This is a genomic window from Microbacterium testaceum (assembly GCF_029761935.1).
Taxonomy (GTDB): Bacteria; Actinomycetota; Actinomycetes; order Actinomycetales; family Microbacteriaceae; genus Microbacterium; species Microbacterium testaceum_A.
In genome coordinates, this window is the sequence record NZ_CP121699.1 from 830,961 (window position 1) to 855,042 (window position 24,082).

Here is a 24,082-nt window from a genome sequence, read left to right on the forward strand (position 1 = left end):
CCGGGCGATGTACGCCAACCTCAAGCGGCCGCCGGGCACCGTCACCGACTGGCTGACCGACGTCGTGCGGGCCGTGGCGATCGTCGTCGTGATCGTCTCGCTGTTCACCCTGCCGTTCACCGACTTCGCCGTGCTGTCCATGTCGCTGCCTGCGGTGATGCTCTCGCGCATGATCGGCCTGCGCTCGGGCCTCGACCTCGTCACGTGCATCACGGTGTTCGTCGCGGCCGGCAGCAACGTCATCGACCTGTACCGCGCGTGGACCGGGTGGGACCTGATCGTCCACGCCGTGTGCACGGGAGTGCTCGCCGCGGTCGCCCTGGTGCTTCTCGACGACGCGCGCGTGATCGCGCCGACCGGCCGACGCCGGACGCCCACCGTCGTCGCCACCATGGCGGGCCTCGCGCTGAGCGCCGTGTGGGAGATGATCGAGTGGTTCGGCTACCGCTTCATCACCGACGCGATCTTCGTGACCTACGACGACACGATCGGCGACATGATCGCGGGAGGCGCGGGCGCGCTGCTGCTGGGCGTCGTGGCATCCCGGTTCCGCCTGACCCGCGCGGACCGCGCAGCGCTCTAGCGGCAACGGTCAGCGACCCCGCGGCTCGCGCTCCGGGCCCGTCGTCGCCGCGACGACGATTCCGCCGACGACGAGGGCGAGGGCGAGCAGCCCCACGAGACCCGGGAGGACGATCGTCGGTGCGTCAGGGGCCGCGGACCGGCGACGTCCCGTCCGCCGGCTGTCAATCCCCCGATGCGCGCTCCCGCCGCTCGACACCATGAACCCACATCAACGGAAGGAAGCGTCATGTCGAAGGATCTGTCGAAGGGCGACCGCGTCAGCTGGGACACCCCGCAGGGCCGCACCCAGGGTGAGGTCGTGGAGAAGAAGACGAAGGACTTCCAGCACGACGGTCAGAAGTTCACGGCATCCGACGACGACCCGGCGTACATCGTGAAGTCGGAGAAGTCGGGTTCGACCGCCGCGCACAAGGGCTCGGCGCTGAACACGTTGAAGAGCTGACCCCCGCGGGGCGTGCGGAACTCCTGAGTTTCTTGCCACGCCGGGCGCCCACCGGGGCGGCGACGGCGACGAAGCGACTTTCTCAGGAGTTTCGCCCGCGTCGGCGCCGGTGGGCGACCGGCGGGGCGCCCCGCTACCCCTTCGCGTCGCGACGCTTGCGCATCTGCGCCAGCGCGAGGCCCAGCCGGTGGTTTCCGGCCAGCACGTCCTCGTGTCGCTCGAGAAATTCCCAGTACGCGTCGGTGAAGACCGAGTCCTTGGCCTCCTGCGCCGAGGGCCACCACGACCCCATCTTCTGCAGGTAGGCCCCGCCCGAGACGTAGGGCTTGGTCGCGACGAAGCCGCCGTCGGCGAACTGGCTCATGCCCATGACGTTGGGCACCATGACCCAGTCGTACGCGTCGACGAACAGCGCGAGGAACCAGTCGTTGACCTGCCGCGGCGCGTACCCCTGCAGGAGGAACCAGTTGCCGAGCACCATGAGGCGTTCGATGTGGTGCGCGTAGCCCCACTCGTGCACGCGTTCCAGCACCGTGCGCACGGGGATCGGCAGGTCACTCGGCACCCGTTGTCCGGAGTACCAGTACTTCTCGATCCTCTTCTCGAGGTGCAGCGCGTTGACGTGCTCGAGCTGCGGGTGCGCCCGGTACATGCCGCGCATGTATTCGCGCCACCCGATCACCTGGCGGATGAACCCCTCGACGGATGCCAGGGGCGCGTCGGTCCGTGTGGTGGCGGCGACCACTTCTTCGACGGTGAGCAGCCCGATGTTCAGCATCGGCGAGATGATCGCGTGGAAGAGGAACGGCTCGTCGGCCTTCATCGCGTCTTCGTAGCGGCCGAAGTCGTTGAGGCGCTCCGCGACGAAGACGTCGAGCCAGTCGCGGGAATCCTCCGGCGTGACGGGCAACCAGAAATCGGCTGCACTGCCGGGGTGCTCGGCGTAGCGCTCGTCGACCTCGGCGATGACGGCGCGGGTGATCTCGTCGTGCGCGGGCTGCGGCAGCGGCGGAACCTCGACGCCCTTCTTCGGCAGCGCCTTGCGATTGTCGGCGTCGAAGTTCCAGCGCCGCCCCGCCGGCTTCCCGCCGTCCATCAGGATGCCGGTGCGCCGCCGCTGCCAGTGGTAGAAGTCCTCCATGAGCGGCGTCGGGTGCTCCGAGAACCAGGCGTCGACGTCGTCTTCGGGGGTGAGGAACAGCCCGTCCGAGAGCACGTCGGTCTCGACGTCGTGCGCCTGGCAGATGCGCGCCATGCGCTCGTCGACGGGGCGGTTGGGGTCGCTCATCCACGTCAGCTCGGTGACCCGATGGGCCTTCAGCAGCTTTTCGAGCCCGGCCTTGAAGGAGAGGTCGTCGTCGAGGGTGATCCGGCGGACGGTCTTGCCCTCGGCCTCGAGACGCGCGGCGGTGTGCCGCATCGCCGAGACGAGCAGGACGATCTTGTGACGGTGGTACGGGAGCTTGGCGAAGCGGGGCGCCGACTCGATGAAGAAGAACTCCTCGATGCCGTCGTCGGCGTAGGCGGGGTGCTCGGCGAACTGCTGCGTCGCGAGGATCAGTGCGGCCCTCACGCCTGACGCCTCTGCTTCGCGGCGTTGGCGCGGCAACCGCGCGAGCAGTAGAGCACCTGGTCCCACTGGTCGCGCCCGCTCCAGCGCTTGCGGTCGGTGAAGGGCCGGCCGCAGTAGGCGCAGGGCTTGGAGCGGACCTCGGGTCGTGACATGCCGTCATCGTCGCAAAGCGCGTACTCGGCATCTGGGGGCTTGCGCTGGCACGCTGCGCCGGTTCGCGCAAGGCCCGCGCGGCCGTCTACCGACGCGTGGTCAGGTGTCGCCATGGACACCACACACGACCGTACGAACGACACCGCCGACGAGCCCGACGAGCTCGAGACGGCCGACTCCCCCACCATCCCCGACACCACCGACGACGACGACGCCCCCGTCGACAACCCGTCGGGCGGCTGACCTCGCGGCGCGGCGCGACCGCGAGGTCCGCGCCGCGCTCAGTCGGTCAGATCGAAGGTCTGCTTCTCACCACCGCGCGGCCGGTCGCCGGTCACCTTCGAGGTGACGAGTGCGATGGCCGTGGCGAGGCGCCCGCCGGCGCTCCCCCAGTACTCGCCCGTGAGGGTCGAGACCTTCAGCAGGGTCACCCCGGGCGACTCGGGGCCGTCGGGGAACCACGCCTCGACGCTCGTCGACCACAGTTCCTTGAGCTTCGCGAGGTCGTCGACCACCTCGGCCTCGCCCGCCAGCGACAGCCACGTGCCGTCGGTGCTGAACGACAGGCCCACCTTCGGGTCGCGTCGCACGTGCTCAACGGCGGAGGAGTGCGTGCCGACGATGAACCAGAGGTCGCCGTCCGACTCCTTCTCCTGCACGGTCAGCGGGTGCGCATGCAGCGCTCCGTCTTCGGCGCGGGTGGTGACCATCGCGAAGCGGAACTTCTTGAGCAGATCGTTGAGCGTCTCGAGCTCGGTGGCGGTGGATGACATGGGGGCTCCCCTCGGTTCGTGAGCCCCCAGCCCATCCTCTGGCTACGCCTCGCGCTACGCGTTGACGTCGGGGGAATCGTCTGCTCTCGGCGGGGCGACAGCGTCGAGCTCGGCGAGAGCCTCCCGGGCCCGGTGCACCCGCGCGGCGACCTCGTCGTCCCACCAGCGCGGCCCTCGCTCGCCCAGTCCGTGTTTCGCGAGCCCCACCCGGCGACGCGCGTCGGACACGTCGTCGTCGCCCCCGGCGCGTTTCGCCGTCCGCACGGCCGCTCGGGCCCGCCCGAGGTGCGACCGCAATCGGTCGGCGAGGTCGTCCGGCACCGCCGGATCAGTGCGGCGCCACCGGCGCCCGTCGATCACGAGCCAGCGCTCGTCGTCGGTCGCGTCCCGGTCGGAGGGAGGGTCGGATGCCATGCCCCCAGTGCACCGCACCCTCGGGCCCGCCGAAATCACCCGGGTGTCTCGCAGACATCCGTGCTAGCGTGAAGGTATTCGTTCTGGGACTTGCTTCATCGACGCCCGCCTCATCGCTGAGATGCCGGGCGCACGGCGCCGAGCTGTTTCCGACAGCAAACCCACCCCCCATCATCGTGTGCCTCGCTCGACGGCTTCGGTCCTCGCCTCGCACTCGCAGAAAGTTCTTGTGTCTCTGCTTCACCCTTCGCCGCTATCGTGGCGCCAGGCCGATCTCGACGTGTACGTCGCGACGGCCGGATCCGACTACGCCGGTTTCGTCGGCGCGGGAACCTCGGGCTTCGAAGCCCAGGGTCCCCTCGGCGAGAATCTCGGTGTCCACACGTCCGTCGGCGCGGCTCAGGCCGCCGTCGACGGGCATCGCGTACGCGCCACCACCACGGTGACGCGGCGTCCCCGTCCGCTCCGCACGCGTCGGAGCGGCGCCCACGGCCGCATCTGCGGCCCAACATGAATAAAGGAAGAACACGATGGCCACTGGCACCGTGAAATGGTTCAACTCCGAAAAGGGCTACGGCTTCATTGCTCCCGACGACGGCTCCGCCGACCTGTTCGCGCACTTCAGCGCGATCCAGGGCAACGGCTTCAAGGAGCTCACGGAAGCACAGAAGGTCGAATTCGACGCTGAGCAGGGCCCCAAGGGCATGCAGGCGGCGAACATCCGCCCCCTCTAAGCTCCGCTTACCTCGGAAGCCGGGTACGTCGCCTCGCGACGACCCGGCTTTCGTCGTTTCCGAGACGATTCCGCACGCCGGGATTTCCATTTCCCGAGAGGCTCCTGAACATCGCGTCGTATGCCGGGGCGTCCATACGGCGACCCGTAATGTGGGCGACAGCCCGGGTAGCCGCCCCGGTCCATCCCGATCCGAGGAGCAGAAATCGCTTCCACCGTCGTCGAGTCCCGCCTCGGCCCCATCCGTCAGACGTACTCCGGTACGACCGAATTCCCCCCGATCGCCAAGGCCTACACAGAGCTGTCTCAGGTCGTTCGCGAGAGCGGACTCCTCGTCCGCACGCCGGTGTTCTACGCCGTCGTCGCCGCCGCGATCGTGCTCGGCTTCGCCGGGTGCATCACCGGCTTCATCCTCCTCGGCGACAGCTGGTTCCAGCTGATCATCGCCGCGGTCCTCGGCATCCTGTTCACCCAGGTCGCCTTCCTCGCCCACGAGGCCGCGCACCGCCAGATCTTCGCGTCGGGCCCTGCCAACGATCGCCTCGGGCTGCTCATCGGCAACGGTATCGTCGGCATGAGCCGCTCGTGGTGGGCGTCGAAGCACACGCGTCACCACGCCAACCCCAACCGCGTCGACAAGGACCCCGACATCGAGATCGACACGATCTCGTTCCTCGACGTCGACGCGGCCAAGGCCCGCGGCATCCAGCGCTGGATCACCCAGCGCCAGGGGTACCTGTTCTTCCCGCTGCTGGCGTTCGAGGGGATCAACCTCTACGTGCTGGCCCTGCGCCACCTCTTCTCGCGCGAGCCCGTCAAGGGCCGCTGGGCAGAACTCGCCCTGCTGACGCTGCGCCACGCGCTCTTCATCGCGCCGATCTTCATCTTCTTGCCGATCGGTCTCGCCTTCGCGTTCTTCGGCGTCTCGGTCGCTGTCTTCGGGATCTACATGGGAGCGTCCTTCGCCCCCAACCACAAGGGCATGCCGATCATCGCCTCCGGTGCGAAGCTCGACTTCTTCAGCAAGCAGGTGCGCACCTCGCGCAACGTCTCGGGCGGCTGGTGGGCCACGTGGCTCATGGGCGGTCTGAACTACCAGATCGAGCACCACCTGTTCCCCAACATGCCGCGCCCGCACCTCAGCAAGGCCCGCGTGATCGTCCGCGAGCACTGCGAGACACTGGGGGTGCCCTACGTCGAGACCACGCTGTTCCAGTCGTACGGCATCGTCATCGCGTACCTCAACCGGGTCGGGCTCGCCGCCCGCGACCCGTTCGACTGCCCGCTGACCTCTCCCACCCGTCAGCTGAACGTCGAGTAACCACCCGCACGACGGCGCCGCATCCGAATGGGGCGGCGCCGTCGTCGTTCACCCCCGCGCATCGGGCTTCGGCTCCGGGCACTCTCCTCAGGCATCCGTCGCCTTCTCGAAGTGCCACCGCTCGTTGGCGTAGGTCTGGCACAGGCCCCACTCGCGCCCGTGCTCGATGATCCACAGTTGCGCGTCGAGCGAGCCGATGTCGACCGCTCGACCGGTGACGTGACTGGAGTCTTCGGGCGACGCGACGTACTCCCGCGCGAGCGCCTCGGAGCCGTACGTGCGAACGGCGTCGCCGAGGAGCCAGCGCTGGTACTCCTCGCTGCGCCATCCGCTGGTGACGTCGAAGACGACTCCCTCCGGCGCGGCGGCCGCCTGGGCGGAGCGAAGGGCCTCGCGCAGGTCTCCGTCGAGTCCTGTCATCGCCGGGTGCCGATCGTCGCTCACGGTGAGGGGCGCCTCCGCCGGGATCATCCCGTCCGCCTCTGTCGGAGAGAACGGCGCATGCGCGGTCATCCCCGCCGTGAACGACGCCGCGGTGGTCATCGCGAGCAGAACGGCGACCACGGTGAGGATGACGGCCAGGGCGGCCCCGATCGCGAGGACCGCGAGCCGACGGCGCGAAGGGGAATCGGTACGGGATGCGGGAGGAGCCATAGACCCAGTCGACTCGGGGCTGCGTTGTCACGGCGTATCACCCGCGCGATACGCCGGCGATACACCCCGCGACGTCTCGGTCGTCAGTCGCGTGACACTTCGTGCAGCAGCACGTCGCGCACCTCGCCGTCGTCGAGCGTCGCGGTCATCAGCGTGCACGCCGGCTGACGGCGGCGGTCGGTGGGCGAGCCGGGGTTGAGAAGGCGCAGGCCGTTCGGGGTCGCGGTGTCCCACGGGATGTGGCTGTGCCCGAACACGAGCAGGTCGGTGTCGGGGTAGGCGACATCCATCCTCTTCTCGCGTCCGGTCGCGGGCCCCGTCTCGTGCACGACCGCGACGCGCACCCCGTCGATTTCGGCGCGGGCGACCTCGGGCAGGCGCGAGCGCAGGTCGTCGCCGTCGTTGTTGCCCCAGACGCCCAGCACCGGGCCGAGGGTCTCGAGTTCGTCGAGCACGCTCGCGCTCACCCAGTCGCCCGCGTGGACGATCAGATCGACCTCGGATGCCGCCTCGCGCACCGCCGCGGGAAGGACGCGCGCCCGCTTCGGCACGTGCGTGTCGGCCACGAGGAGAAGTCGGGTCGCCATGCCCCCAACGCTACCGACGCCCGCGGCGGCGGGCACCGCGCATACGTCCGCGATATGCGGCCCCGCCTACGATGACGGAATGCGCGTGTTGATCGTCGAGGACGAACCCTTCCTCGCCGAGGCCATCCGCGACGGGCTGCGGCTCGAGGCGATCGCGGCCGACATCGCCGGTGACGGCGACACCGCCCTCGAGGTGCTCGGTCACACCGCGTACGACGTGGTCGTGCTCGACCGCGACATCCCGGGCCCGAACGGCGACGAGATCGCCCGGCACCTCAGCGCGCAGCCCGCCGCCCCGCGCGTGCTCATGCTGACCGCCGCCGATCGCCTCGACGACAAGGCCACCGGTTTCGAGAGCGGCGCCGACGACTACCTGACGAAACCCTTCGTCCTGCGCGAGCTCGTGATGCGCCTGCACGCCCTGGCCCGCCGCCCCGCGGCCGCGACCCCGCCGGTGCTCGAGCAGCACGGCATCCGCCTCGATCCCTTTCGCCGCGAGGTGTTCCGCGACGGACGGTACGTGTCGCTGACCCGCAAGCAGTTCGCGGTGCTGCAGGTGCTCATGGGCGCGGCCGGCGGGGTGGTCAGCGCCGAAGACCTGCTCGAACGGGCGTGGGACGAGAACGCCGACCCGTTCACGAACGCGGTACGCATCACGATCTCGACGCTGCGCAAGCGTCTCGGCGAGCCGTGGCTCATTCAGACCGTCGCGGGAGTGGGCTACCGCATGGGCCCGGCCGATGCGTGAGCGCGCCCCGGGGCTCTCGGTCCGCCTCAAGCTCACCCTGAGCTACGCGGCGTTCGTCGTGATCGTGGGGATCGCGGTGTTCGTCGTGGGGTTCCTCGTGCTGCGCTTCCTGCCCGAGGGCAACCTGTACTCCGAGAGCGGGTCGTTCACGCCCGGACGCGGCGACCTGGTCGACGTCTTCGTCCGGTACGCCTGGTACACCGTCCTCGCGTTGGCGATCGTGGGCCTCGGCGGCGGCTGGGTCGTGTCGGGACTCATGCTGCGCCCCCTTCACCGGATCACGGATGCCGCCCGCGCGGTGCGCGACGGCGATCTGGCGCACCGCGTCGATCTGCCGGGACCCCACGACGAGCTCACCGACCTCGCCGATACCTTCGACGCGATGCTCGCGCGGATCGAGGAGACCCTGGAGGCGCAGAAGCGCTTCGCCGCGAACGCCTCCCACGAGTTGCGCACTCCGCACGCGACGATGCGCACCCTCCTCGAGGTGGCCCGGGCCGACCCCGGAGGCGTCGACGTCGAGCGGCTGCTGCACCGGCTCGATCTCACGAACGAGCGCGCGATCCGCCTCACCGAGTCTCTGCTCGCCCTCGCCCGCTCGACGCGCGAGGGAGCGCTATCACCCGAACCCACCCCGGTGGACGAGCTCGTCGCCGCCGTGGTGTCCGAGGCGCGGGGCGACGCCGCGGGCCTCGATCTGGACCTGATCGACTCCTCGGGTGGGGTCGCACGCCTCGACGAGACCCTGGTCCGTCAGGCGGTGGCGAACCTCGTCCGTAACGCCCTCGTCCACAACATCGAGGGCGGCTGGGTGCGCCTCGCCGTGAGCGGCGAGGTCGACGAGGTGATCATCGACGTCGTCAACAGCGGAGACGACCTGTCGCGCGAGCTCGTCTCGACTCTCCCCGAGCCTTTCGTCCGCGGTGTCGGCCGCACGCGCGGACGCGCGGACGGCACCGGCCTGGGGCTCGCCATCGTCGCCTCGATCGCCCGCGCGCACCGTGGTCGGCTCGAACTGTGGCCCCGAGAGGGCGGCGGTCTGCACGCGCGCCTCCGCCTGCCCCGCTGACCAGCGGCTCAGCGCCGGGTGGCGCGCCCTCCACGGGCGGCCACGCGCATCGCGATGACGACGACCGTTCCGATCGCGGCGCCGATCGTGTTGGACAGCACGTCATCGGCATCCGGAACCCGACCGGGGATCCCGGCCTGGAGCATCTCGACCGCGAACGACACGAGGGCGCACAACGCAACGGATGCCGGCGCCCACCGCAGCGGAAGGAGCAGGGCCACCGCGGCGCCGAGGGGCACGAAGAAGGCGACGTTGAGAGCCACGTCGGCGCTCGCGCCGAAAACGAGGGCGCTCCACGACGGGGGAAGGTGGTCGAGCGCGTCCAGGACGAGGGTGCGGGCCGGCCACGCGATCGCCCGCGGGGCGAGCGTCAAGGCGACGACGGCGGCGAGCACCGCGCCCGCGGTGACCAGACACGCGGGGGTGAGGACAGGACGAGCGGACACGGCAACCTCCGGGGTCGGGAGAGTCCATCCCATCGCTCGGGCTGTTGCCGCGGTGTCTCGGAACCGCGATACGCGGACGATACCCTCGCGTCGCCGCGAGAGAATGAGGTCGTGTCCCCCTCGCTCCGCTCCTTCCTCCCCGCCCTGATCGTCGATGTCGTGCTCGTCGTCGTCTTCGCCGCGATCGGACGCGCCACCCACGACGGCGACGTCCTGGGTCCGTTCGGCTCAGGGCTGGCGACCACCGCGTGGCCCTTCGTCGTCGCGCTCCTCGTCGGCTGGCTCGTCGCGCGCGCGTGGCGTCGACCGAGCGCCGTCGTCGCGACGGGGCTCCCGGTGTGGGCGGTCACCGTGCTGCTCGGGGTGGTGCTGCGCGCATTCAGCGGGCAGGGCATCGCGGTGGCGTTCGTCATCGTCGCGACCCTCACCCTCGCCCTCCTGCTGCTGGGATGGCGCGGGATCGCACGCCTCGCGACCCGGTCGCGCCGCGCCTGAATCCGGTCACGGTCGGCCCTGCGCCGATCGAGCCGCCGCCGCGCGCCGCCCGGGTCAGTCCGCGAGCGTGACGTCGACCTGGATCTCGGTGGCGAGACGCTCCAGACGCGCGACGAGATCGTCGACGGCGACGTCGCCCGCCACCGTCGCGGTGATGGAGGCCTCGAACAGACGACCGCCCGCCATCGCGGCATCCGTCGTCTGCGTCGACATCCGTTCGATGCTCGCGCCGTGCGCCCCGAGAGCCGCGGACACCTCGCGGACGATGCCGGGGCGGTCGTTGCCGACGACGTCGAAGGTCACCGTGCGGCCCCCGGCGTCCGCCGAGCCCGCTCCGGCATGGACGGTGACGGTAAGGGTTCCGGCGAGACCGTCGAGCGCCGCGCGCAGATCGTCGGCGCGCGCGGGCGTCACCGACACCTCGATGATCCCGGCGAACGCTCCCGCCAGCTCGGCGAGTTCGCTGTTCTCCCAGTTGCCGCCGTGGGCGTCGACGATGTCGGCGACCGCGGACACGAGGCCCGCGCGGTCATCGCCGACGACGGTGAGGACGAGGGTGGTCATGCCGACAGCGTACCCACCGGAGCTTTGCTAGCGTGGGGACTCGACCGGAGGGGGTGAGAGCGTGATCGCATCACTGATCGCGGCGCTCAACCTGCTCCTGGCCACCGCCGAGCTGGCGCTCACGCCCGGGGGGAGCGCCCCTCTGCTGGCCGTGGTGCTCGCCGCGGCCGTCGTGCTGACCGCGGTGATCGTGCTCGTCGTGGTCCCCGCTCTCGTCGCGGCCACGCCCCCGCCGTCGGCGCGTCCGATCGACCCCTCGGCATCCCTCTCCCAGAGCGATCCCGACGCGGCGGGCCCCCCGCGCCCGCGAGCCCCGGGGTTCGCGATCCGCGTCGCGTAGCCCTCCCCCATCGCCTCGGCGACGGCTCGAGCGCGCAGCGACGCCGGTCGCCCGCGTGCTCTCGGCGCGCCCCGCGACCGATCAGCCCGTGATCACTCGCTCTGATGGGATGCCCCGTGGACCTTTTCGCCTTTCCGCCCCTCGCCTTGCTGCTCGACCTCGCCACGCGAGCCCTGCTCGCCCTGACCTCGCTTCTCGAACCGCTCGCCGGCGGGCTCGCCGCCGCCCTCGCCGTCGTCGTCGTGACCCTCGCCGTGCGGGTGCTCCTCATTCCCGTGGGGGTGTCGCAGGCGCGGGCCGAGCAGACGCGTGCCCGCCTGGCCCCACGCCTCCGTGCCCTGCAGGAGAGGTGGCGCAAGAACCCCGAACGCCTGCAACGCGAGACCCTTCAGCTGTACCGCGATGAGGGATCGTCCCCCTTCGCGGGGATGCAGCCCGTGCTCGCCCAGGCGCCCGTGGTCGGTCTGCTGTACGCGGTCTTCCTACACGCCCAGGTCGGCGGACACGCCAACACCCTGCTCACGCACGACGTGTTCGGCGTCCCGCTCGGGCGGAGTCTCATCGGTGCCCTGACGACCGGAACGATGGATGCCGCCACCCTCGCCGTCTTCGGCACGCTCGTCATCGTGATCGCCGGGGTGGCCGAACTCACGCATCGACTCCTGCGACCGGCGGTCGACCCGTCGGCTCCCGCGTGGACGACGGGGATGCTCGGCGTCCTGCAGTTCACGACGGCGATGGTCGCGCTGTTCGTCCCGCTCGCGGCGGGGCTCTACCTCACCGTCACGACCGCGTGGACGCTGGGCCAGCGCCTGCTGCTGCGGCGGCGCTACCCCCTGCCGCGCTGAGTCCGGCCCCGACGGGCGCCCGGTCCCACCGCGGTGCGGCCGCGGCGTTCACCGCCGCCATGGCGAGGACGAGCAGCGCCGCACCCGCGGGGAAGAGCATCGCCGTGGCGACCGAGACCTTCTCGGCCACGGTGCCGGTCACCGCCGACGACAGCGCCTGCGCCAGGGTGAGGGCCGAGGCGAGGATCGTCATGGTCGACGCCGTGCGCCCGCGCGGCGCGCGGTGGCCGGCGAGGCTGAACAGCGTGACGAGGGCGGGCCCCACCCCGATGCCCATGAGGCACAGGACCAGGGTCACCGTCGAGACGGATCCGCCGACCGAGTAGGCACCGGCCGAGGCCGTGAGCACGCTCGCGAAGAGCACGAGCCGCCACCGCAGCGCGAAGCGCTCGGGGACCAGGGCCACGGCGAGGGCCAGCACCGCGGAGCCCACCCCCATCACGCCGTAGAGCAGGGCTCCCGCCTCGGGCGCCCCCTGCGCCTCCATGAAGGCGGTCAGCGAGGTGAGGGTGGAGCCGAAGAACAGCCCGACGCCGAAGACGGCCGCCACGAGCACGAGCATGCGCGGGCGCAGCAGCTCGCGGAACGGCGCCATCGCGGTGCGTTCGGACCGCTCGGGCACGGCTCGGCCGGTGGGATGCAGGGCGAAGGCGGTGACGAAGACGAAGCTGAGGAGGGCCGCACCGATGATAGGCGCCCACGGAGCGATCAACGCCGCCAGGATGCCGACGACGAACGGGCCGATGACGAACGCCGTCTCGTCGGCCGCGGATTCGTAGGCCATCGCCCGCGAGAAGGTGCGGTCGCGCCGCTCGGGGTGCACGCGCGCGCCGATCAGCGCCATCACGCGGCTGCGTGACATCGCCGCGGTCTGCGGTCCGGTCACACCAATCGCCACGGCCGCCCCGAGCAGCAGGGCATCCGACGTCGCGAAGCCCACCACGAGGGGGAAGATCGCCAACAGGATGCCGTTGGCCACCCCCACCGGCACGAGCACGCGCCGCTGCCCGTAGCGGTCGGCGAGATCGCCGAGCACCGGGCCCGCGACGACGACGCCGAGACCCACGGCTGCCGAGGTCAGACCGCCGAGGGCGACCGAGCCGCGGAGGGCGACGACGATGGCGAGGACCCCCACGGTCATCATCGCGAAGGGCAGGCGCGCCACGAAGGCGATGGGGAAGTACCAGAAGCCGGTGTGATGGACGAGGGGCCGATGGTCGACGGCGGGCGCAGTCATGAAGCGGGTCTCCAGAGAGGGGGCGATGGAACGTGCCGCCTTGCCGGACCGGTAGGTAGTTGCACAGAGTGCGGCGGGAAATCCCGCACCCTTAGTCTACCGCGGGCACCTCACGGGCGCCTGGGGTGCGCAGCCTCAGCCCACCAGGGCGGCGATCGCGGCGACGGCCGACGCGAGCGCGAGCACCAGGGCGAGGGCGATGAGCACGGTATGGACGATGAGGAACGGCGTGGGCTTGCCCTCGGCGTTCCTCGCCCGCTGGTCCTTCGCGACGCGCACGAAGAAGCGCGGCCACACGACGACGTTGAAGACGGCGTTGGCGAACAGCAGCGCGATGAGGACGGGTTCCATGCCTCGAGCCTAGGCGCCGTGGCTCACGCGGCGCACGAGATGCACCGCCGCGCGAAGGGCAGGACCTCGAGACGGGCGTCGGCGATCGGCCGCCCGCAGTTCTCGCACGTGCCGAAGGTGCCGGATGCCACCCGCTCGCGCGCCGCGGAGATCTCGGCGCTCTCGGCCTCGGCTCCCCGCCGCAGCGCGTCGACCTGCGCCCACTCCCCCGACAGCGTCGACCCCTCGGGGTCGTGCTCGTCGTCGGCGGTGGCGTCGGCGCGGTCGTGCCGCAGGCTCGCTTCGTCGTCGAGCAGACGCGTCAAACGGTGCACGACCTCGCGTTCGCGGTCATCGAGCATGCGCATCGCGGTGTCGGCATCCATCCTTCGACGCTATCCCCCACCACCGACACGAGGGCTGCGGCAGGATCGGCTCATGAGCGAACTCCGACGACACTGGACCCCCACCGCCGTGGCCTTCCTCGTGCTGGCCGTCGCCGGCCTCGTGGGCACCTGGACCTTCAACGTGTTCGCGATCGTGCAGATGCGGGACTTCATCGGCGATCTCGTCTCGGGGGGACCGGCGGTGTCGTCGATCACCGTGGATCTGATGGTCGTCGCGATCGCGGGCAGCATCTTCATCATCGTCGAGGGGCGACGCCTCGGCATGCGCTTCGCGGGGCTGTACATCGTGCTGTCGGGGGTGACCGCCTTCGCCTTCACGTTCCCGCTGTTCCTGGCGATGCGCCAGCGGCGGCTGACCGCACGCCGGTCCTCCCCCGACAGCCCCGCGTGAGTCGCCACGATCCGTCGCTTCGCGGGCGTCCGAAGCGACGGATTATGGCGACTCACGCCGAGAGGGAAGAGGTCAGCGCGTGGCCAGGCCTTGACGCAGTCCCTCGACGAGCGGCGTGGTGGGACGGCCGATGAGGCGAGACAACGACCCGTCCGTCTGCTCGAGGGCACCGCGGGCGATCGCGTCGTCGATCCCGGCTACGAACGCCGCCGTGCCGGCATCCAGTCCCGCCGCCTGCAGCCCCTCGGCCAACTGCTCCACCGACACGCGGGTGTAGGTCACCCGGCGACCGAGCACCTCGCTCGCCGCGGCGGCGAGCTCGTCGTAGGTCCACGCGACGTCGCCGCCGATCTCGACGGTCCGGCCGGCCAGCTCGTCGGTGGTGAGGGCGACCGCGGCCGCCTCGGCGTAGTCGCGGCGGCTCGCGCTGGCGACGCGCGCGTCACCGGTCGCCGCCACGATCTCTCCGGTGTCGGCCGCGCGGGCGACGGTGTCGAGGTAGTTCTCGGTGTACCAGTTGTTGCGGAGGATGGTGGCGCTCACCCCCGACGCGGCGATGGCCTGCTCGGTGGCCTTGTGGTCGGCGCCGAGGCTGTAGTCGATGACGTCGTTGCGCGGGGCGCTCGTGTAGACGAGACGCTCCACTCCGGCGGCGCGGATCGCGTCGATCGCCGCGCGGTGCTCGGCGACGCGGTCGGGACCGTTGCCCGAGATCAGCACGACGCGGGTCACACCTTCGAGGGCGGCGGAGATCGTTTCGGGACGCGCGTAGTCGAGCTCGGCGACGCGGACCCCGCGCGCGGCGAAGTCGTCGACCTTGGCGGGCGTGCGCGCACCCGCGACGATGTCGGATGCCGGCACGCCGCGCTCGAGGAGAGCGTCGACGACGAGGCGGCCGAGGTGGCCGGAGGCGGCGGTGACGAGGAAGGTCATGATGGAATCCTTTCGGTGGGTTCGTCGGGCTCAACGCCCCGCCGTCCACCGCATTCCGGAATGCCGGTACCCACTTTCTGGTTAGGTACTCACATGAGCGTCAGTCTTGCGTCGATCCGCGCCGAACACCCCGGACTTTTCGCCGACGGGTGCCCCACCCGCACGGTCCTCGATCACGTCATGGGCAAGTGGGGCATCCTCGTGCTGCTCGCCCTCTCGGACGGGACGCAGCGCTGGGGCGCTCTTCGACGCAATATCGACGGGATCAGCGAGAAGATGCTCGCGAGCACGCTCAAGACGCTCGAGGCCGACGGCCTCGTCCTGCGCACCGCCTACCCCGAGGTACCCCCTCGCGTCGAGTACGCCCTCACCGATCGGGGGCGCGACCTCATGACGCACGTCATCCCCCTCATGGGATGGGTCGCCGAGAACGCCATCGCCATCGTCGGACCTCGGGAGTGATCGTGCGCGTCCCATCCGCTCGCGCCGTGCGCGACAGCCTCACCTTCCGCGCGCCGCGGCGCGTGCCGCTGCTGCAGGTCGCCAAATCGGCCATCGCGATCGTCGCCGCGTGGCTGCTGGCCGGGTGGCTCGTCCAGGGTCCGCCCCCGATCTTCGCCGCCATCGCCGCCCTGCTGGTGGTCCAGCCGAGCATCAACCAGTCGTTCACCCGCGCGGTCGAACGCAGTGTCGGCGTGATCGTCGGAGTGCTCATCGCGGCCCTTCTCGGGCTCGTGTTCGGCTCGCAACCCTGGGTCGCCCTGCTCTCGGCGGGCGTGGCGCTCGTGGTGGCGTGGGCGGCGCGGATCTCCGCCGGAGCCACCAACCAGATCGCGATCAGCGCCCTGCTCGTCCTCGCGCTCGGCACCGCGACCCCCAACTACGCGCTCGACCGCGTGCTCGAGACCCTCATCGGCGCTGCCATCGGCATCGTCGTCAACGCGGTGCTGGTCCCCCCGGTGCTCGTCCCCGCCGCGCGGGCCAAGATCGACGTCCTCGGACGCGAGCTCGCCGCCGCCCTCGAGCGTCTGGCCGACGCCCTCGAGACCCCGCAGACCTCGGCGTCCCTCGAGGGACTCCTCCTCGAGGCGCGCCTGCTCCGCCCGGTTCGGGATGCCGCGGCCGACGCGATCCGCGACGGTGCCGACTCGCTCGCCCTGAACCCCCGCAGCGGTCGTCACCGCACCGACCTGGCCGAGATGGACGCCCTCGTCGAGCGCTTCAGTCCCGTCGTCACCCAGACGATCGGCATGACGCGCGCGGTCTACGACGGCTACGAACAGACGATCGCCGACGAACCCGCTGTCCGGGCGATCGCCGAACAGCTCCATCGCGCCGCCCACGACGTGCGATTGGCGTTCGCCCTCGACGCGGGCCCCGAGCGCGTCGTCGACGAAGAGCCGGCCCTCACCCGTCCTCTGCAGATCCGCACACCCTCGATGATGCACTGGGTGCTCGTGGGATCGCTTCTGATGGACCTGCACCGCGTGCACGAGACCCTGCGCGACGTCGAGGACTGACGCCGCCCGCTCGACCTGGGAACTCGCTCGCGGATCCCGCTCCCCCGACCCCGCAGGCCGTCGCCCCTGGTTGACTGAGGGCATGGGTACCGCGATGTTCCCCCTCGGAGCCGTCCTCTTCCCGCATACGCCTCTCGCGCTGCGGATCTTCGAGGAGCGCTACCTCGTCATGCTGGGGCGCCTCCTCGACGAGACGGACCCCGCGTTCGGCGTCGTCCTCATCGAGCGCGGCAGCGAGACGGGCGGGGGCGATCAGCGCTTCCCCCTCGGCACGATGGCGCAGCTCAGCCACGTCGTACCCCAGGCCGGCCAGATGCAGATCGTCGCGCGGGGCACGGAGAGGTTCGAGATCGTCGAGTGGCTCGACGACGCCCCGTACCCGCGGGCGGACGTGCGGGCTCTTCCCGACCTCGAGTGGAACGACGCCCTTCTCCCGTTGCTCGAAGAGGCGGAGCGGATCGTGCGGCGGGTGCTCGGTCGCGCTCAGCAGTACGGCGGTACGAGGTGGGACCCCGAGGTGGAGCTCTCGGAGGAGCCGCTTCCCCGCGCGTGGCAGGTGGCGGCGATCGCTCCGCTCGGCGAACTCGACCAGATGGAGCTGCTGCGCTCGGTGACCCTCGGCGGTCTGTTGCGGGCGACCATCGACCTCACGCTCGCCGCCGAGCCCCTGCTCGGCGATCCCGTGCCCGACGGAGTGATCGTGGTAGAAGACGGAGAACCCGAAGACGACGACTGACCCCGCGCCGGCGGAGCGCGGTGGCGTGTCGTCGGAGCGGCTTTCGGCGCTGACGCCGAAGGGGCGCCGCAGCCCGCAGGCCGCGACGCCCCACCGGGCGAATCGTCAGTTCAGTTCGCGCACCGACGAGGGGATGACCCCCGTGCCGTAGAGGTCGATCGCGAGGTCCTGCAGTGCCGTCAGCGCGACGCGCTGCGTGAGCGGACCGTACGAGATCCGCGCCACGCCGAGCTTCTCGTACTCGGCGGCCGACAGCGCCCCGGGGAACCCGATGACGCTCAGGCGCTGTTCCCCGAGCCCCTCGACCAGTCGACTCGTCGTGTCGGCGTCCAGAAGCCCCGGGACGAACACCGAGGTCGCCCCGGCGTCGAGGAAGGCGCGGCCGCGCTTCACGGCATCCGCGATCTTGTCGTCGAGCGGACGGTCGCCGCCCTTTGCGAACACATCGGTGCGCGCGTTCAGCACGAAGGGGACGCCCTCGGCCTCCCCCGCCGCGATCACGGCCTCGACGGCGGCCACCGCTTCATCAAACGGCTTGACCCGGTCCTCGACGTTCGCGCCGACCACACCCACGCCGATGGCGCGCCGGGTCGTCTCGCCGGGGTTTCCGAAGCCCGCATCGAGGTCGGCCGTCACCGGCACGTCGACCGCCGCCACGATGCGTCCGACCATGTCGAGCATGACGTCGAGGGGGATGTTCTCGCCGTCCTCGTACCCGAAGGTCGCGGCGATCGAGTGGCCGGCCGTGGCGAGGGCGTTCGTCTCGGGCAGAGCGGCGACCGCCTTCGCCGACACGACGTCCCAGATGTTGACGACCCGGAGGATCTCGGGGGCGGTGTGCAGAGCGGCGAACGAGGCCGCCTTCTCGCTCAGGGCGCTCATGCCTGTCCCCCGTCCGCGCGGTCCGCGACGATCGCCTCGGCGATCAGCGTGTCGCCCGCGCCGAAGCGGATGAACCGGCCCACCGTGGCCGGCTGCACGAGCACAGCGGCCGCGACGGCGGCAACGTCGGCACGAGAGACTTCGGCCTTACCCTGCGGCGCCGTCGTGATGCGGCCGGTGGGCTCGTCCGTCGTGAGGGTACCGGGGCCGAGGATCGTCCAATCGAGGTCGCTGGCGCGCAGGTGGTCGTCGGCCGCGAGCTTGGCGTCGGCGTAGGCGAAGAACGAGTCGTCGGGGTCGATGCCGTGATCGGGAGTCGAGCCGATCCACGACACCATCACGAACCGGCGGACGCCCGCCTTCGATGCCGCGTCGACCGCTCGCTGCGCGGCATCGCGGTCGACCGCGTAAGTGCGCTCGGCGCTTCCGCCACCCGCACCGGCGGACCACACGACCGCGTCGGCACCCGAGAAGGCCTTCGCCATCTCGTCGACGTCCGCGTTCTCGACGTCGAGGACGAGGGGCGCGCCGCCCGCCTGCTCGATGTCGGCCTTCTGCTCCGCCTTGCGGATCACCGACGTCGCCTCGTCGCCGCGGTCGGCGAGCAGTCGAGCGAGGTGGAGGGCCACCTTGCCGTGCCCTCCGATGATCACGATGCGTTCCATGTCACTGTCCTCTTCCTTGTCGATCGACTTCTGTCGAATCCTCCGGCCGGCGATGTCACAGGACTGCCGCATCGGGACCACCTCGACCGCCAGTGCGGTGCCGGGGATCTCTGATCGACCCTACGCACGACCCGCGACACCCCCCGCGGGCTTGACGAGGTCCTCGAGCGGTTCCGATTCAGTCGACGTCGCCGTCGACGTAGACCCAGCGTCCGCCGCGCCGCGCGAACCGACTGCGCTCGCGCAGCACGCCGTGATCGGGCCCGTGCCGCCACGACGCGCGGAAGGTCACGGTCGCGTTCTCGCCGCCTTCCGACGCGTCCTCGACCTCGAGGCCCGACCATCGCGTGCCGTCATCGACGACGATGTCGTCGGGACGCGTCCGCGGATGCCACGACCTCGCCAGATGCACGGCGTCGCCGACCGCGAACGCGGTGTACCGCGAACGCATCAACCGCTCGGCACTCGGGGCGGCCTCGCCGTCCAGGATCGGCCCGCAGCACTCCCCGAACACGGCGCGGCCGCACGGGCACACGGCATCCGGTGCCGGTCGTCGGGAGGCGGAACCAAAGGACATCCGGCCACTCTAGGTCAGCCGAGCCGCCGGCGTGCCAGGATCGGGGGCGTGACCGATCGCCTCATGCTCCTCGACACCGCCTCGCTGTACTTCCGCGCGTTCTACGGTGTGCCCGACAAGGTCAAGGCGGCCGACGGCTCGTCGGTGAACGCGGTCCGCGGCCTGCTCGACATGATCGCGAAGCTCGTCACGACGTACGAGCCGACGCGGCTCGTCGCGTGCTGGGACGACGACTGGCGGCCCCAGTGGCGCGTCGACCTGCTCCCGGGCTACAAGGCGCACCGCGTCGTCGAGGTGGTCGCCGCGGGGCCCGACGTCGAAGAGGTGCCCGATCCGCTCGCGGCGCAGATCCCGCTCATCCGCGAGGCGCTCGCGGTGCTCGGCATCCCCGTGGTGGGTGCCGCCGAGCACGAGGCCGACGACGTGATCGGCGCCCTCGCGACGCGCGCCGAGGTTCCCGTCGACATCGTCACCGGCGATCGCGACCTCTTCCAGCTGGTCGACGACGCGCGCGGCATCCGGATCGTCTACACCGCTCGGGGCATGAGCAACCTCGAGCTCGTCGACGACGCCGCCGTCTTCTCGAAGTACGGCGTCCACGCGCATCAGTACGCCGACTTCGCGGTGTTGCGTGGCGATCCCTCCGACGGTCTGCCAGGCGTCTCGGGCATCGGCGAGAAGTCCGCGGCGGCGCTGCTGAGCGCGTGCGGCGATCTCGACGGCATCCGATCCGGGGTTCTCGACGGCACCGCGGGGACGCCCGCCCAGCGCGCGAGGATCGCGGCCGCCGCGGACTACCTCGAGGTCGCCCCGACCGTGGTGCGCGTGGCCCGCGAGCTGGACCTCGCTCCGTTCGACGACCGCCTCGGTCCGGTCGACCGGGACGCCGCCGAGACGCTCGCCGAACGCTGGAACCTCGGCTCGTCGATGACGAGGGCGCTGGCGGCACTGCCCGCCTGATCGCTCTCAGCGACTCCGCTCGAGCCAGGCGCGCAGACGATCGAGCGGCCACGTCGTGACGATCCGGTCGGCGGGGACGCCCGCGGCCTCGGCGCGCGCCGCACCGTAGTCGAGAAGCGAGAGCTGCCCCGGAGCGTGCGCGTCGGAATCGATCGAGAAGAGGCAGCCGGCCTCGATCGCGAGGGCGAGCAGATCGTCGGGCGGATCCTGTCGCTCGGGGCGCGAGTTGATCTCGACCGCCACTCCCGACGCGGCCGCCGCCGCGAACACCTCGCGCGCGTCGAACTCCGACGGGGGCCGCGTCCCGCGGGCGCCCTCGACGAGCCGACCGGTCACGTGGCCGAGCACATCGACCCGCGCATCGCTCGCCGCCGCGACGAGCCGCTTCGTCATGGGCCCGCGTTCCATGCGCAGTTTGGAATGAGCGGATGCCACGACCACATCGAGCGCGCGCAGCAACTCGTCCTCCTGGTCGAGGGCGCCGTCGTCGAGGATGTCGACCTCGATCCCGGTGAGCAGGGTGAACCCCTCGCCGCGGTGACCGCGGACGATCTCGATCTGCGCGCGCAGCCGCTCGGGAGACAACCCGTTGGCGACCGTGAGCCGGGGCGAGTGATCGGTCAAGGCGAGGTACTCGTGCCCGAGACCGCGCGCCGCGTCGACCATGGCCTCGATCGGCGTCAGCCCGTCCGACCAGTCGCTGTGACTGTGCAGGTCGCCCTTGAGCTGCGCCTGCAGCTCCTCCCCTCCCGCGCGGGCGGACTCGGCCCGGAGCGTCGCCAGGCGCTCGGGCACCTCGCCCGCGAGGGCCTGCTGGATCACCGCGAAGGTGGACTCGCCGATCCCCGCGCGACGACGGAGGCCCGGATCCCGCAGCTGCGCGTCGCTCAGCCCGTCGATGGCGGAGGCCGCAGTACGGAACGCCTTCGATTTGTAGCGCGACGATCTCTCCCGCTCGAGCAGGTACGCGATCTCGGTGAGCGCGTCGAGCGGGTCCACGGTTACTCCGCCAGCGCCTTCGAGGCGTCGACCCAGTCGTCGAGCTTCGCCGAGGCACGTCCGTCGTCGATCGCGGCGGCCGCGTCGGTCATCGCCTCGGCCAGTCGCTCGAGGATCGGTCGTTGCACCTGGGCGGCGTCCTGGAACAGCCGGAACGACACGAGCCCCGCCGCGGCGTTCAGCAGCACGATGTCGCGGACCGCCCCGCGGTCACCGCCGAGCACACGCCGCACCACGGTGGCGTTGTGATCGGGAGAGCCCCCGAGCAGGTCGTCCATTTCCGCGAGGGGGATGCCGAGATCCCGGGGATCCAAGTCGTGCTCGTGGACGTCGCCGCGGCTGATCTCCCACACGCGGCTGTGTCCGGTCGTGGTCAGTTCGTCGAGGCCGTCGTCGCCGCGGAAGACCAGCGCCGTCGCGCCGCGCGTGCGGAACACGCCCGTGATGAGGGGGACCCGGTCGAGGTGGGCGACGCCGACCGCATTGGCCTCGGCGCGAGCCGGGTTGCAGAGCGGGCCGAGGAAGTTGAAGACCGTGGGGACCCCCAGCTCCGACCGCGTGGCCGCCGCGTGCCGGAACCCGGGGTGGAAGGCCGAGGCGAACGCGAACGTGATGCCGGTGCGATCGAGGATCTCGGCCACCTTCTCGGGCGACAGCGTGAGTCCGATGCCCAGCGACGACAGCACGTCCGACGAGCCCGAGGCCGAGCTGGCCGCCCGGTTCCCGTGCTTGACGACGGGAACTCCGGATGCCGCGGCCACGATGGCCGCCATCGTCGAGATGTTGACGGTGCCGTAACGGTCTCCGCCCGTGCCCACGATGTCGAGCACCTCGGCACGGACCGGCAGCGGCACGGCCGCCTCGAGGATCGCGTCACGGAAGCCGACGATCTCTTCGACCGTCTCGCCCTTAGCGCGCAGCGCCATGAGGAAACCGCCGAGCTGAGAGGGCGTGGCCTCCCCCGCCATCACCTTGCGCATCGCCCACGTGGACTCCGAGACGCTGAGGTCGGTGCCGGCCAGCAGCGACGAGAGGAGATCGGGCCACGAGAAACGTTCCGCCATGCCACGATCCTCCCATACGCGTGTCGCGTGACCGCGCCCGGGCACACGGCTCCGAAACAGCCTCCGTACCGGGCCTTATGTGCGGATTCTGAGGCATCCCTAAGTCTCGACGATGGAATATCCCAGGGTGGGGATGGGAATATCGGGCTTCCGGATCGCGCATAATGGAACGGTGACGACCTCAGCGACGTATTCCCAGGCTGTGCGTGCCGTGAAGCGGCCCGACCCGGTCGCCGTGGGCACCATCGTGTGGCTGGGCAGCGAGGTCATGTTCTTCGCCGGCCTGTTCGCGATCTACTTCACCCTCCGCAGCACGTCGGCCTCTCTGTGGGCCGAAGAGACGCAGCTGCTCAACGTCCCCTTCGCGACCGTCAACACGATCATCCTCGTGCTGTCCTCGGTCACGTGCCAGATGGGCGTCTTCGCAGCGGAGCGGTACCAGCCGTACCGCACCGGCGGGCGCACCGGCTTCCTGAAGTGGGGAATGGTGGAGTGGTTCTACCTCACCTTCATCCTCGGCGCGGTCTTCGTGTCGGGTCAGGTGTGGGAGTACGCGACGCTGGTTGCCGAGGGCATGCCCATCAGCGCCAACCCCTACGCCTCGGCCTTCTACATCACCACCGGCTTCCACGCCCTGCACGTGACGGGTGGGCTCATTGCCTTCCTGCTCGTGATCGGTCGTGCCTACGCCGTGAAGAACTTCGGTCGGAAAGAGATGACCACCTCGATCGTCGTGTCGTACTACTGGCACTTCGTCGACGTCGTCTGGATCGCCCTGTTCTTCGTCATCTACTTCCTCAAGTAAGAGAGCAGTACCCACATGGCACGCGAGAAGAAGACTCGTCGGGCGTCCGGGCGTCGTAGCCCCCTGGCCGCCGCGGCGCTCATCGGCATCGGACTCCTCCTGACCGGAGGCGTCTACGCCGGCGCATCGGCCGCGATGGCCGCCACCTCCGGCACCCCCACGAGCGAGGCGAACTCCGCGACGGCGGTCGAAGAAGGGCAGAAGCTCTTCCAGGCCAACTGCGCGACGTGCCACGGTCTCGACCTCCAGGGCAGCCAGCAGGGCCCGTCGCTCTTCGGCGTCGGCGAGCTCTCGGTGCACTTCCAGGTCTCGACCGGTCGCATGCCGCTGCAGGCCCAGGGCCCGCAGGCTCCGGTCAAGCCCCCGCAGTTCACCGAAGAGCAGGTCAACGCCATCGCCGCGTACGTGCAGTCCGCGGCACCGGGACCGACCTACCCCACCGAGGACCTCGTCGACGGCCAGGGCGACCTGTCGCACGGCGCCGAGCTCTTCCGCATCAACTGCGCCATGTGCCACAACGTGGCCGGTGCCGGCGGGGCGCTGACCGAGGGCAAGTACGCCCCCGACCTCCACACCACCACCCCGGTCAACATCTACGCGGCCATGGTCACCGGCCCGCAGAACATGCCGGTGTTCAACGACCTGAACCTCACCCCCGAAGACAAGCGCGACGTCATCTCGTACCTCATGTACCTGCAGAAGAACGACTCGCCCGGTGGCTACGCCCTCGGCTCGCTCGGTCCGGTCTCCGAGGGTCTGTTCATCTGGATCTTCGGTATCGGGGCGCTCATCGCCCTGACCGTATGGATCACGGCGAAGTCCAACTGACCG

The 24,082-nt window shown here is 70.7% G+C and carries 35 protein-coding genes; 18 read left to right on the forward strand and 17 right to left on the reverse strand.

Annotated features, from left to right (window positions below; translation table 11 throughout):
* Positions 1 to 7: 7 nt before the first annotated feature.
* Entirely contained in the window at positions 8 to 583 is a 576-nt protein-coding gene (locus tag QBE02_RS03975; protein ID WP_279367218.1) for a hypothetical protein, read from the forward strand.
* Between the two features lie 228 nt (positions 584 to 811).
* Positions 812 to 1,027: a DUF2945 domain-containing protein gene (locus QBE02_RS03980; protein ID WP_268103817.1), complete on the forward strand. Its 216-nt coding sequence runs from the start codon at positions 812 to 814 to the stop codon at positions 1,025 to 1,027.
* A 133-nt stretch (positions 1,028 to 1,160) separates the two neighbouring features.
* On the opposite strand, the gene QBE02_RS03985 is transcribed toward QBE02_RS03980, so the two are convergent.
* Both QBE02_RS03985 and QBE02_RS03990 read right to left on the reverse strand, forming a co-directional pair.
* Positions 1,161 to 2,600 carry a cryptochrome/photolyase family protein gene (locus QBE02_RS03985; protein WP_279367219.1) on the reverse strand — a complete coding sequence of 480 codons (1,440 nt, stop codon included), beginning with the start codon at positions 2,598 to 2,600 and terminating at the stop codon, positions 1,161 to 1,163.
* Positions 2,597 to 2,752, reverse strand: a complete 156-nt coding sequence (locus tag QBE02_RS03990; RefSeq protein WP_279367220.1) for a DUF2256 domain-containing protein — start codon at positions 2,750 to 2,752, stop codon at positions 2,597 to 2,599. The genes QBE02_RS03985 and QBE02_RS03990 overlap by 4 nt, the downstream gene beginning before the upstream one ends.
* 112 nt (positions 2,753 to 2,864) lie before the next feature.
* Between QBE02_RS03990 and QBE02_RS03995 the strand changes: the two genes are divergently transcribed.
* The gene (locus QBE02_RS03995) at positions 2,865 to 2,996 is read left to right on the forward strand and encodes a hypothetical protein (protein WP_279367221.1); all 132 of its coding nucleotides are present in this window, start codon (positions 2,865 to 2,867) and stop codon (positions 2,994 to 2,996) included.
* Between the two features lie 38 nt (positions 2,997 to 3,034).
* Here the strand turns inward: QBE02_RS03995 and QBE02_RS04000 are convergent, their stop codons facing one another.
* Positions 3,035 to 3,526 (reverse strand): pyridoxamine 5'-phosphate oxidase family protein, encoded by a 492-nt coding sequence (locus QBE02_RS04000; RefSeq protein WP_279367222.1) that lies wholly within the window; start codon positions 3,524 to 3,526, stop codon positions 3,035 to 3,037.
* A 54-nt stretch (positions 3,527 to 3,580) separates the two neighbouring features.
* Complete coding sequence (locus tag QBE02_RS04005) at positions 3,581 to 3,940, reverse strand: biopolymer transporter Tol (protein WP_279367223.1); 360 nt, start codon at positions 3,938 to 3,940, stop codon at positions 3,581 to 3,583.
* Positions 3,941 to 4,169: 229 nt separating this feature from the next.
* Between QBE02_RS04005 and QBE02_RS04010 the strand changes: the two genes are divergently transcribed.
* The 3 genes from QBE02_RS04010 to QBE02_RS04020 all read left to right on the forward strand — a co-directional run bounded on the left by QBE02_RS04010 (position 4,170) and on the right by QBE02_RS04020 (position 5,994).
* Complete coding sequence (locus QBE02_RS04010; RefSeq protein ID WP_143017794.1) at positions 4,170 to 4,454, forward strand: hypothetical protein; 285 nt, start codon at positions 4,170 to 4,172, stop codon at positions 4,452 to 4,454.
* A 16-nt stretch (positions 4,455 to 4,470) separates the two neighbouring features.
* Positions 4,471 to 4,674: a cold-shock protein gene (locus QBE02_RS04015; RefSeq protein WP_013583139.1), complete on the forward strand. Its 204-nt coding sequence runs from the start codon at positions 4,471 to 4,473 to the stop codon at positions 4,672 to 4,674.
* 183 nt (positions 4,675 to 4,857) lie between these two features.
* Positions 4,858 to 5,994 carry a fatty acid desaturase family protein gene (locus tag QBE02_RS04020; protein WP_431844590.1) on the forward strand — a complete coding sequence of 379 codons (1,137 nt, stop codon included), beginning with the start codon at positions 4,858 to 4,860 and terminating at the stop codon, positions 5,992 to 5,994.
* 87 nt (positions 5,995 to 6,081) lie between these two features.
* Here the strand turns inward: QBE02_RS04020 and QBE02_RS04025 are convergent, their stop codons facing one another.
* Both QBE02_RS04025 and QBE02_RS04030 read right to left on the reverse strand, forming a co-directional pair.
* Positions 6,082 to 6,648 carry a M15 family metallopeptidase gene (locus tag QBE02_RS04025; protein WP_279367224.1) on the reverse strand — a complete coding sequence of 189 codons (567 nt, stop codon included), beginning with the start codon at positions 6,646 to 6,648 and terminating at the stop codon, positions 6,082 to 6,084.
* Positions 6,649 to 6,731: 83 nt separating this feature from the next.
* Entirely contained in the window at positions 6,732 to 7,235 is a 504-nt protein-coding gene (locus tag QBE02_RS04030; RefSeq protein ID WP_279367225.1) for a metallophosphoesterase family protein, read from the reverse strand.
* Positions 7,236 to 7,314: 79 nt separating this feature from the next.
* Between QBE02_RS04030 and QBE02_RS04035 the strand changes: the two genes are divergently transcribed.
* Positions 7,315 to 7,983 (forward strand): response regulator transcription factor, encoded by a 669-nt coding sequence (locus QBE02_RS04035; RefSeq protein ID WP_279367226.1) that lies wholly within the window; start codon positions 7,315 to 7,317, stop codon positions 7,981 to 7,983.
* Positions 7,976 to 9,052 carry a HAMP domain-containing sensor histidine kinase gene (locus tag QBE02_RS04040; protein ID WP_279367227.1) on the forward strand — a complete coding sequence of 359 codons (1,077 nt, stop codon included), beginning with the start codon at positions 7,976 to 7,978 and terminating at the stop codon, positions 9,050 to 9,052. Before QBE02_RS04035 ends, QBE02_RS04040 begins: the two co-directional genes overlap by 8 nt.
* An 8-nt stretch (positions 9,053 to 9,060) precedes the next feature.
* Here QBE02_RS04040 and QBE02_RS04045 read toward each other — a convergent pair whose 3' ends face one another.
* Positions 9,061 to 9,498 carry a VanZ family protein gene (locus tag QBE02_RS04045; protein ID WP_279367228.1) on the reverse strand — a complete coding sequence of 146 codons (438 nt, stop codon included), beginning with the start codon at positions 9,496 to 9,498 and terminating at the stop codon, positions 9,061 to 9,063.
* A 111-nt stretch (positions 9,499 to 9,609) separates the two neighbouring features.
* On the opposite strand from QBE02_RS04045, the gene QBE02_RS04050 reads away from it, so the two are divergent.
* Positions 9,610 to 9,993, forward strand: a complete 384-nt coding sequence (locus QBE02_RS04050; protein WP_279367229.1) for a DUF3054 domain-containing protein — start codon at positions 9,610 to 9,612, stop codon at positions 9,991 to 9,993.
* 54 nt (positions 9,994 to 10,047) lie between these two features.
* Here QBE02_RS04050 and QBE02_RS04055 read toward each other — a convergent pair whose 3' ends face one another.
* Positions 10,048 to 10,557, reverse strand: coding sequence for a glycine cleavage system protein R (locus QBE02_RS04055; RefSeq protein ID WP_279367230.1), 510 nt, complete (start codon positions 10,555 to 10,557; stop codon positions 10,048 to 10,050).
* Between the two features lie 61 nt (positions 10,558 to 10,618).
* Here QBE02_RS04055 and QBE02_RS04060 point away from each other — a divergent pair, with 61 nt between their 5' ends.
* Both QBE02_RS04060 and yidC read left to right on the forward strand, forming a co-directional pair.
* Positions 10,619 to 10,897 (forward strand): DUF6412 domain-containing protein, encoded by a 279-nt coding sequence (locus tag QBE02_RS04060; RefSeq protein ID WP_279367231.1) that lies wholly within the window; start codon positions 10,619 to 10,621, stop codon positions 10,895 to 10,897.
* 116 nt (positions 10,898 to 11,013) lie between these two features.
* Positions 11,014 to 11,745 carry a membrane protein insertase YidC gene (gene yidC, locus QBE02_RS04065; RefSeq protein ID WP_279367232.1) on the forward strand — a complete coding sequence of 244 codons (732 nt, stop codon included), beginning with the start codon at positions 11,014 to 11,016 and terminating at the stop codon, positions 11,743 to 11,745.
* On the opposite strand, the gene QBE02_RS04070 is transcribed toward yidC, so the two are convergent.
* The 3 genes from QBE02_RS04070 to QBE02_RS04080 form a co-directional block, all read right to left on the reverse strand.
* The gene (locus tag QBE02_RS04070; RefSeq protein ID WP_279367233.1) at positions 11,681 to 12,982 is read right to left on the reverse strand and encodes an MFS transporter; all 1,302 of its coding nucleotides are present in this window, start codon (positions 12,980 to 12,982) and stop codon (positions 11,681 to 11,683) included. The two genes, yidC and QBE02_RS04070, sit on opposite strands and share 65 nt — an antisense overlap.
* Positions 12,983 to 13,117: 135 nt before the next feature.
* Entirely contained in the window at positions 13,118 to 13,333 is a 216-nt protein-coding gene (locus tag QBE02_RS04075; RefSeq protein ID WP_279367234.1) for an SCO4848 family membrane protein, read from the reverse strand.
* A gap of 23 nt (positions 13,334 to 13,356) precedes the next feature.
* Positions 13,357 to 13,698 carry a TraR/DksA family transcriptional regulator gene (locus QBE02_RS04080; protein WP_279367235.1) on the reverse strand — a complete coding sequence of 114 codons (342 nt, stop codon included), beginning with the start codon at positions 13,696 to 13,698 and terminating at the stop codon, positions 13,357 to 13,359.
* A gap of 52 nt (positions 13,699 to 13,750) precedes the next feature.
* Here QBE02_RS04080 and QBE02_RS04085 point away from each other — a divergent pair, with 52 nt between their 5' ends.
* The gene (locus tag QBE02_RS04085) at positions 13,751 to 14,110 is read left to right on the forward strand and encodes a DUF2834 domain-containing protein (RefSeq protein ID WP_279367236.1); all 360 of its coding nucleotides are present in this window, start codon (positions 13,751 to 13,753) and stop codon (positions 14,108 to 14,110) included.
* 72 nt (positions 14,111 to 14,182) lie between these two features.
* On the opposite strand, the gene QBE02_RS04090 is transcribed toward QBE02_RS04085, so the two are convergent.
* On the reverse strand, positions 14,183 to 15,043 hold the full coding sequence (locus QBE02_RS04090; RefSeq protein ID WP_279367237.1) for an SDR family oxidoreductase: 861 nt from the start codon (positions 15,041 to 15,043) through the stop codon (positions 14,183 to 14,185).
* A gap of 93 nt (positions 15,044 to 15,136) precedes the next feature.
* On the opposite strand from QBE02_RS04090, the gene QBE02_RS04095 reads away from it, so the two are divergent.
* From QBE02_RS04095 to QBE02_RS04105, 3 genes are all read left to right on the forward strand, one after another.
* Entirely contained in the window at positions 15,137 to 15,505 is a 369-nt protein-coding gene (locus QBE02_RS04095; RefSeq protein ID WP_144781931.1) for a winged helix-turn-helix transcriptional regulator, read from the forward strand.
* Positions 15,506 to 15,531: 26 nt separating this feature from the next.
* Complete coding sequence (locus QBE02_RS04100) at positions 15,532 to 16,563, forward strand: FUSC family protein (protein ID WP_279367238.1); 1,032 nt, start codon at positions 15,532 to 15,534, stop codon at positions 16,561 to 16,563.
* Between the two features lie 82 nt (positions 16,564 to 16,645).
* Positions 16,646 to 17,299, forward strand: a complete 654-nt coding sequence (locus QBE02_RS04105) for an LON peptidase substrate-binding domain-containing protein (RefSeq protein ID WP_268103796.1) — start codon at positions 16,646 to 16,648, stop codon at positions 17,297 to 17,299.
* Between the two features lie 105 nt (positions 17,300 to 17,404).
* Here the strand turns inward: QBE02_RS04105 and QBE02_RS04110 are convergent, their stop codons facing one another.
* The 3 genes from QBE02_RS04110 to QBE02_RS04120 form a co-directional block, all read right to left on the reverse strand.
* Complete coding sequence (locus QBE02_RS04110) at positions 17,405 to 18,181, reverse strand: isocitrate lyase/PEP mutase family protein (RefSeq protein ID WP_279367239.1); 777 nt, start codon at positions 18,179 to 18,181, stop codon at positions 17,405 to 17,407.
* Positions 18,178 to 18,846 (reverse strand): SDR family oxidoreductase, encoded by a 669-nt coding sequence (locus QBE02_RS04115; protein WP_279367240.1) that lies wholly within the window; start codon positions 18,844 to 18,846, stop codon positions 18,178 to 18,180. The genes QBE02_RS04110 and QBE02_RS04115 overlap by 4 nt, the downstream gene beginning before the upstream one ends.
* 178 nt (positions 18,847 to 19,024) lie before the next feature.
* On the reverse strand, positions 19,025 to 19,423 hold the full coding sequence (locus tag QBE02_RS04120; RefSeq protein WP_279367241.1) for a YchJ family protein: 399 nt from the start codon (positions 19,421 to 19,423) through the stop codon (positions 19,025 to 19,027).
* 48 nt (positions 19,424 to 19,471) lie between these two features.
* Between QBE02_RS04120 and QBE02_RS04125 the strand changes: the two genes are divergently transcribed.
* Positions 19,472 to 20,383 (forward strand): 5'-3' exonuclease, encoded by a 912-nt coding sequence (locus QBE02_RS04125; RefSeq protein ID WP_279367242.1) that lies wholly within the window; start codon positions 19,472 to 19,474, stop codon positions 20,381 to 20,383.
* 6 nt (positions 20,384 to 20,389) lie between these two features.
* Here the strand turns inward: QBE02_RS04125 and QBE02_RS04130 are convergent, their stop codons facing one another.
* Both QBE02_RS04130 and trpD read right to left on the reverse strand, forming a co-directional pair.
* On the reverse strand, positions 20,390 to 21,382 hold the full coding sequence (locus QBE02_RS04130; protein WP_279367243.1) for a PHP domain-containing protein: 993 nt from the start codon (positions 21,380 to 21,382) through the stop codon (positions 20,390 to 20,392).
* A 2-nt stretch (positions 21,383 to 21,384) separates the two neighbouring features.
* On the reverse strand, positions 21,385 to 22,446 hold the full coding sequence (gene trpD / locus QBE02_RS04135; RefSeq protein WP_279367244.1) for an anthranilate phosphoribosyltransferase: 1,062 nt from the start codon (positions 22,444 to 22,446) through the stop codon (positions 21,385 to 21,387).
* A 133-nt stretch (positions 22,447 to 22,579) separates the two neighbouring features.
* Here trpD and ctaE point away from each other — a divergent pair, with 133 nt between their 5' ends.
* Both ctaE and qcrC read left to right on the forward strand, forming a co-directional pair.
* A complete protein-coding gene (gene ctaE / locus QBE02_RS04140) occupies positions 22,580 to 23,251 on the forward strand; it encodes an aa3-type cytochrome oxidase subunit III (RefSeq protein ID WP_268103789.1) in 672 nt (223 codons plus the stop codon).
* Positions 23,252 to 23,266: 15 nt separating this feature from the next.
* Positions 23,267 to 24,079 carry a cytochrome bc1 complex diheme cytochrome c subunit gene (gene qcrC / locus QBE02_RS04145; RefSeq protein WP_056227819.1) on the forward strand — a complete coding sequence of 271 codons (813 nt, stop codon included), beginning with the start codon at positions 23,267 to 23,269 and terminating at the stop codon, positions 24,077 to 24,079.
* Positions 24,080 to 24,082: the final 3 nt, after the last annotated feature.

Excerpts from the sequence above, each read along its gene's own strand:
- QBE02_RS04030 (WP_279367225.1), bottom strand. The coding sequence starts at position 7,235 with ATGGCGACCCGACTTCTCCTCGTGGCCGACACGCACGTGCCGAAGCGG.
- QBE02_RS04035 (WP_279367226.1), top strand. The coding sequence starts at position 7,315 with ATGCGCGTGTTGATCGTCGAGGACGAACCCTTCCTCGCCGAGGCCATC.
- QBE02_RS03980 (WP_268103817.1), top strand. The coding sequence starts at position 812 with ATGTCGAAGGATCTGTCGAAGGGCGACCGCGTCAGCTGGGACACCCCG.
- QBE02_RS04090 (WP_279367237.1), bottom strand. The coding sequence starts at position 15,043 with ATGACCTTCCTCGTCACCGCCGCCTCCGGCCACCTCGGCCGCCTCGTC.
- QBE02_RS04105 (WP_268103796.1), top strand. The coding sequence starts at position 16,646 with ATGGGTACCGCGATGTTCCCCCTCGGAGCCGTCCTCTTCCCGCATACG.
- QBE02_RS04070 (WP_279367233.1), bottom strand. The coding sequence starts at position 12,982 with ATGACTGCGCCCGCCGTCGACCATCGGCCCCTCGTCCATCACACCGGC.
- QBE02_RS04075 (WP_279367234.1), bottom strand. The coding sequence starts at position 13,333 with ATGGAACCCGTCCTCATCGCGCTGCTGTTCGCCAACGCCGTCTTCAAC.
- QBE02_RS04005 (WP_279367223.1), bottom strand. The coding sequence starts at position 3,940 with ATGGCATCCGACCCTCCCTCCGACCGGGACGCGACCGACGACGAGCGC.
- QBE02_RS04025 (WP_279367224.1), bottom strand. The coding sequence starts at position 6,648 with ATGGCTCCTCCCGCATCCCGTACCGATTCCCCTTCGCGCCGTCGGCTC.
- ctaE (WP_268103789.1), top strand. The coding sequence starts at position 22,580 with ATGGGAATATCGGGCTTCCGGATCGCGCATAATGGAACGGTGACGACC.
- QBE02_RS04120 (WP_279367241.1), bottom strand. The coding sequence starts at position 19,423 with ATGTCCTTTGGTTCCGCCTCCCGACGACCGGCACCGGATGCCGTGTGC.
- QBE02_RS04095 (WP_144781931.1), top strand. The coding sequence starts at position 15,137 with ATGAGCGTCAGTCTTGCGTCGATCCGCGCCGAACACCCCGGACTTTTC.
- qcrC (WP_056227819.1), top strand. The coding sequence starts at position 23,267 with ATGGCACGCGAGAAGAAGACTCGTCGGGCGTCCGGGCGTCGTAGCCCC.
- trpD (WP_279367244.1), bottom strand. The coding sequence starts at position 22,446 with ATGGCGGAACGTTTCTCGTGGCCCGATCTCCTCTCGTCGCTGCTGGCC.
- QBE02_RS04015 (WP_013583139.1), top strand. The coding sequence starts at position 4,471 with ATGGCCACTGGCACCGTGAAATGGTTCAACTCCGAAAAGGGCTACGGC.
- QBE02_RS03995 (WP_279367221.1), top strand. The coding sequence starts at position 2,865 with ATGGACACCACACACGACCGTACGAACGACACCGCCGACGAGCCCGAC.
- QBE02_RS04055 (WP_279367230.1), bottom strand. The coding sequence starts at position 10,557 with ATGACCACCCTCGTCCTCACCGTCGTCGGCGATGACCGCGCGGGCCTC.
- QBE02_RS03990 (WP_279367220.1), bottom strand. The coding sequence starts at position 2,752 with ATGTCACGACCCGAGGTCCGCTCCAAGCCCTGCGCCTACTGCGGCCGG.
- QBE02_RS04080 (WP_279367235.1), bottom strand. The coding sequence starts at position 13,698 with ATGGATGCCGACACCGCGATGCGCATGCTCGATGACCGCGAACGCGAG.
- QBE02_RS04040 (WP_279367227.1), top strand. The coding sequence starts at position 7,976 with ATGCGTGAGCGCGCCCCGGGGCTCTCGGTCCGCCTCAAGCTCACCCTG.
- QBE02_RS04115 (WP_279367240.1), bottom strand. The coding sequence starts at position 18,846 with ATGGAACGCATCGTGATCATCGGAGGGCACGGCAAGGTGGCCCTCCAC.
- QBE02_RS04000 (WP_279367222.1), bottom strand. The coding sequence starts at position 3,526 with ATGTCATCCACCGCCACCGAGCTCGAGACGCTCAACGATCTGCTCAAG.
- QBE02_RS04110 (WP_279367239.1), bottom strand. The coding sequence starts at position 18,181 with ATGAGCGCCCTGAGCGAGAAGGCGGCCTCGTTCGCCGCTCTGCACACC.
- QBE02_RS04085 (WP_279367236.1), top strand. The coding sequence starts at position 13,751 with ATGAGCGAACTCCGACGACACTGGACCCCCACCGCCGTGGCCTTCCTC.
- QBE02_RS03975 (WP_279367218.1), top strand. The coding sequence starts at position 8 with ATGTACGCCAACCTCAAGCGGCCGCCGGGCACCGTCACCGACTGGCTG.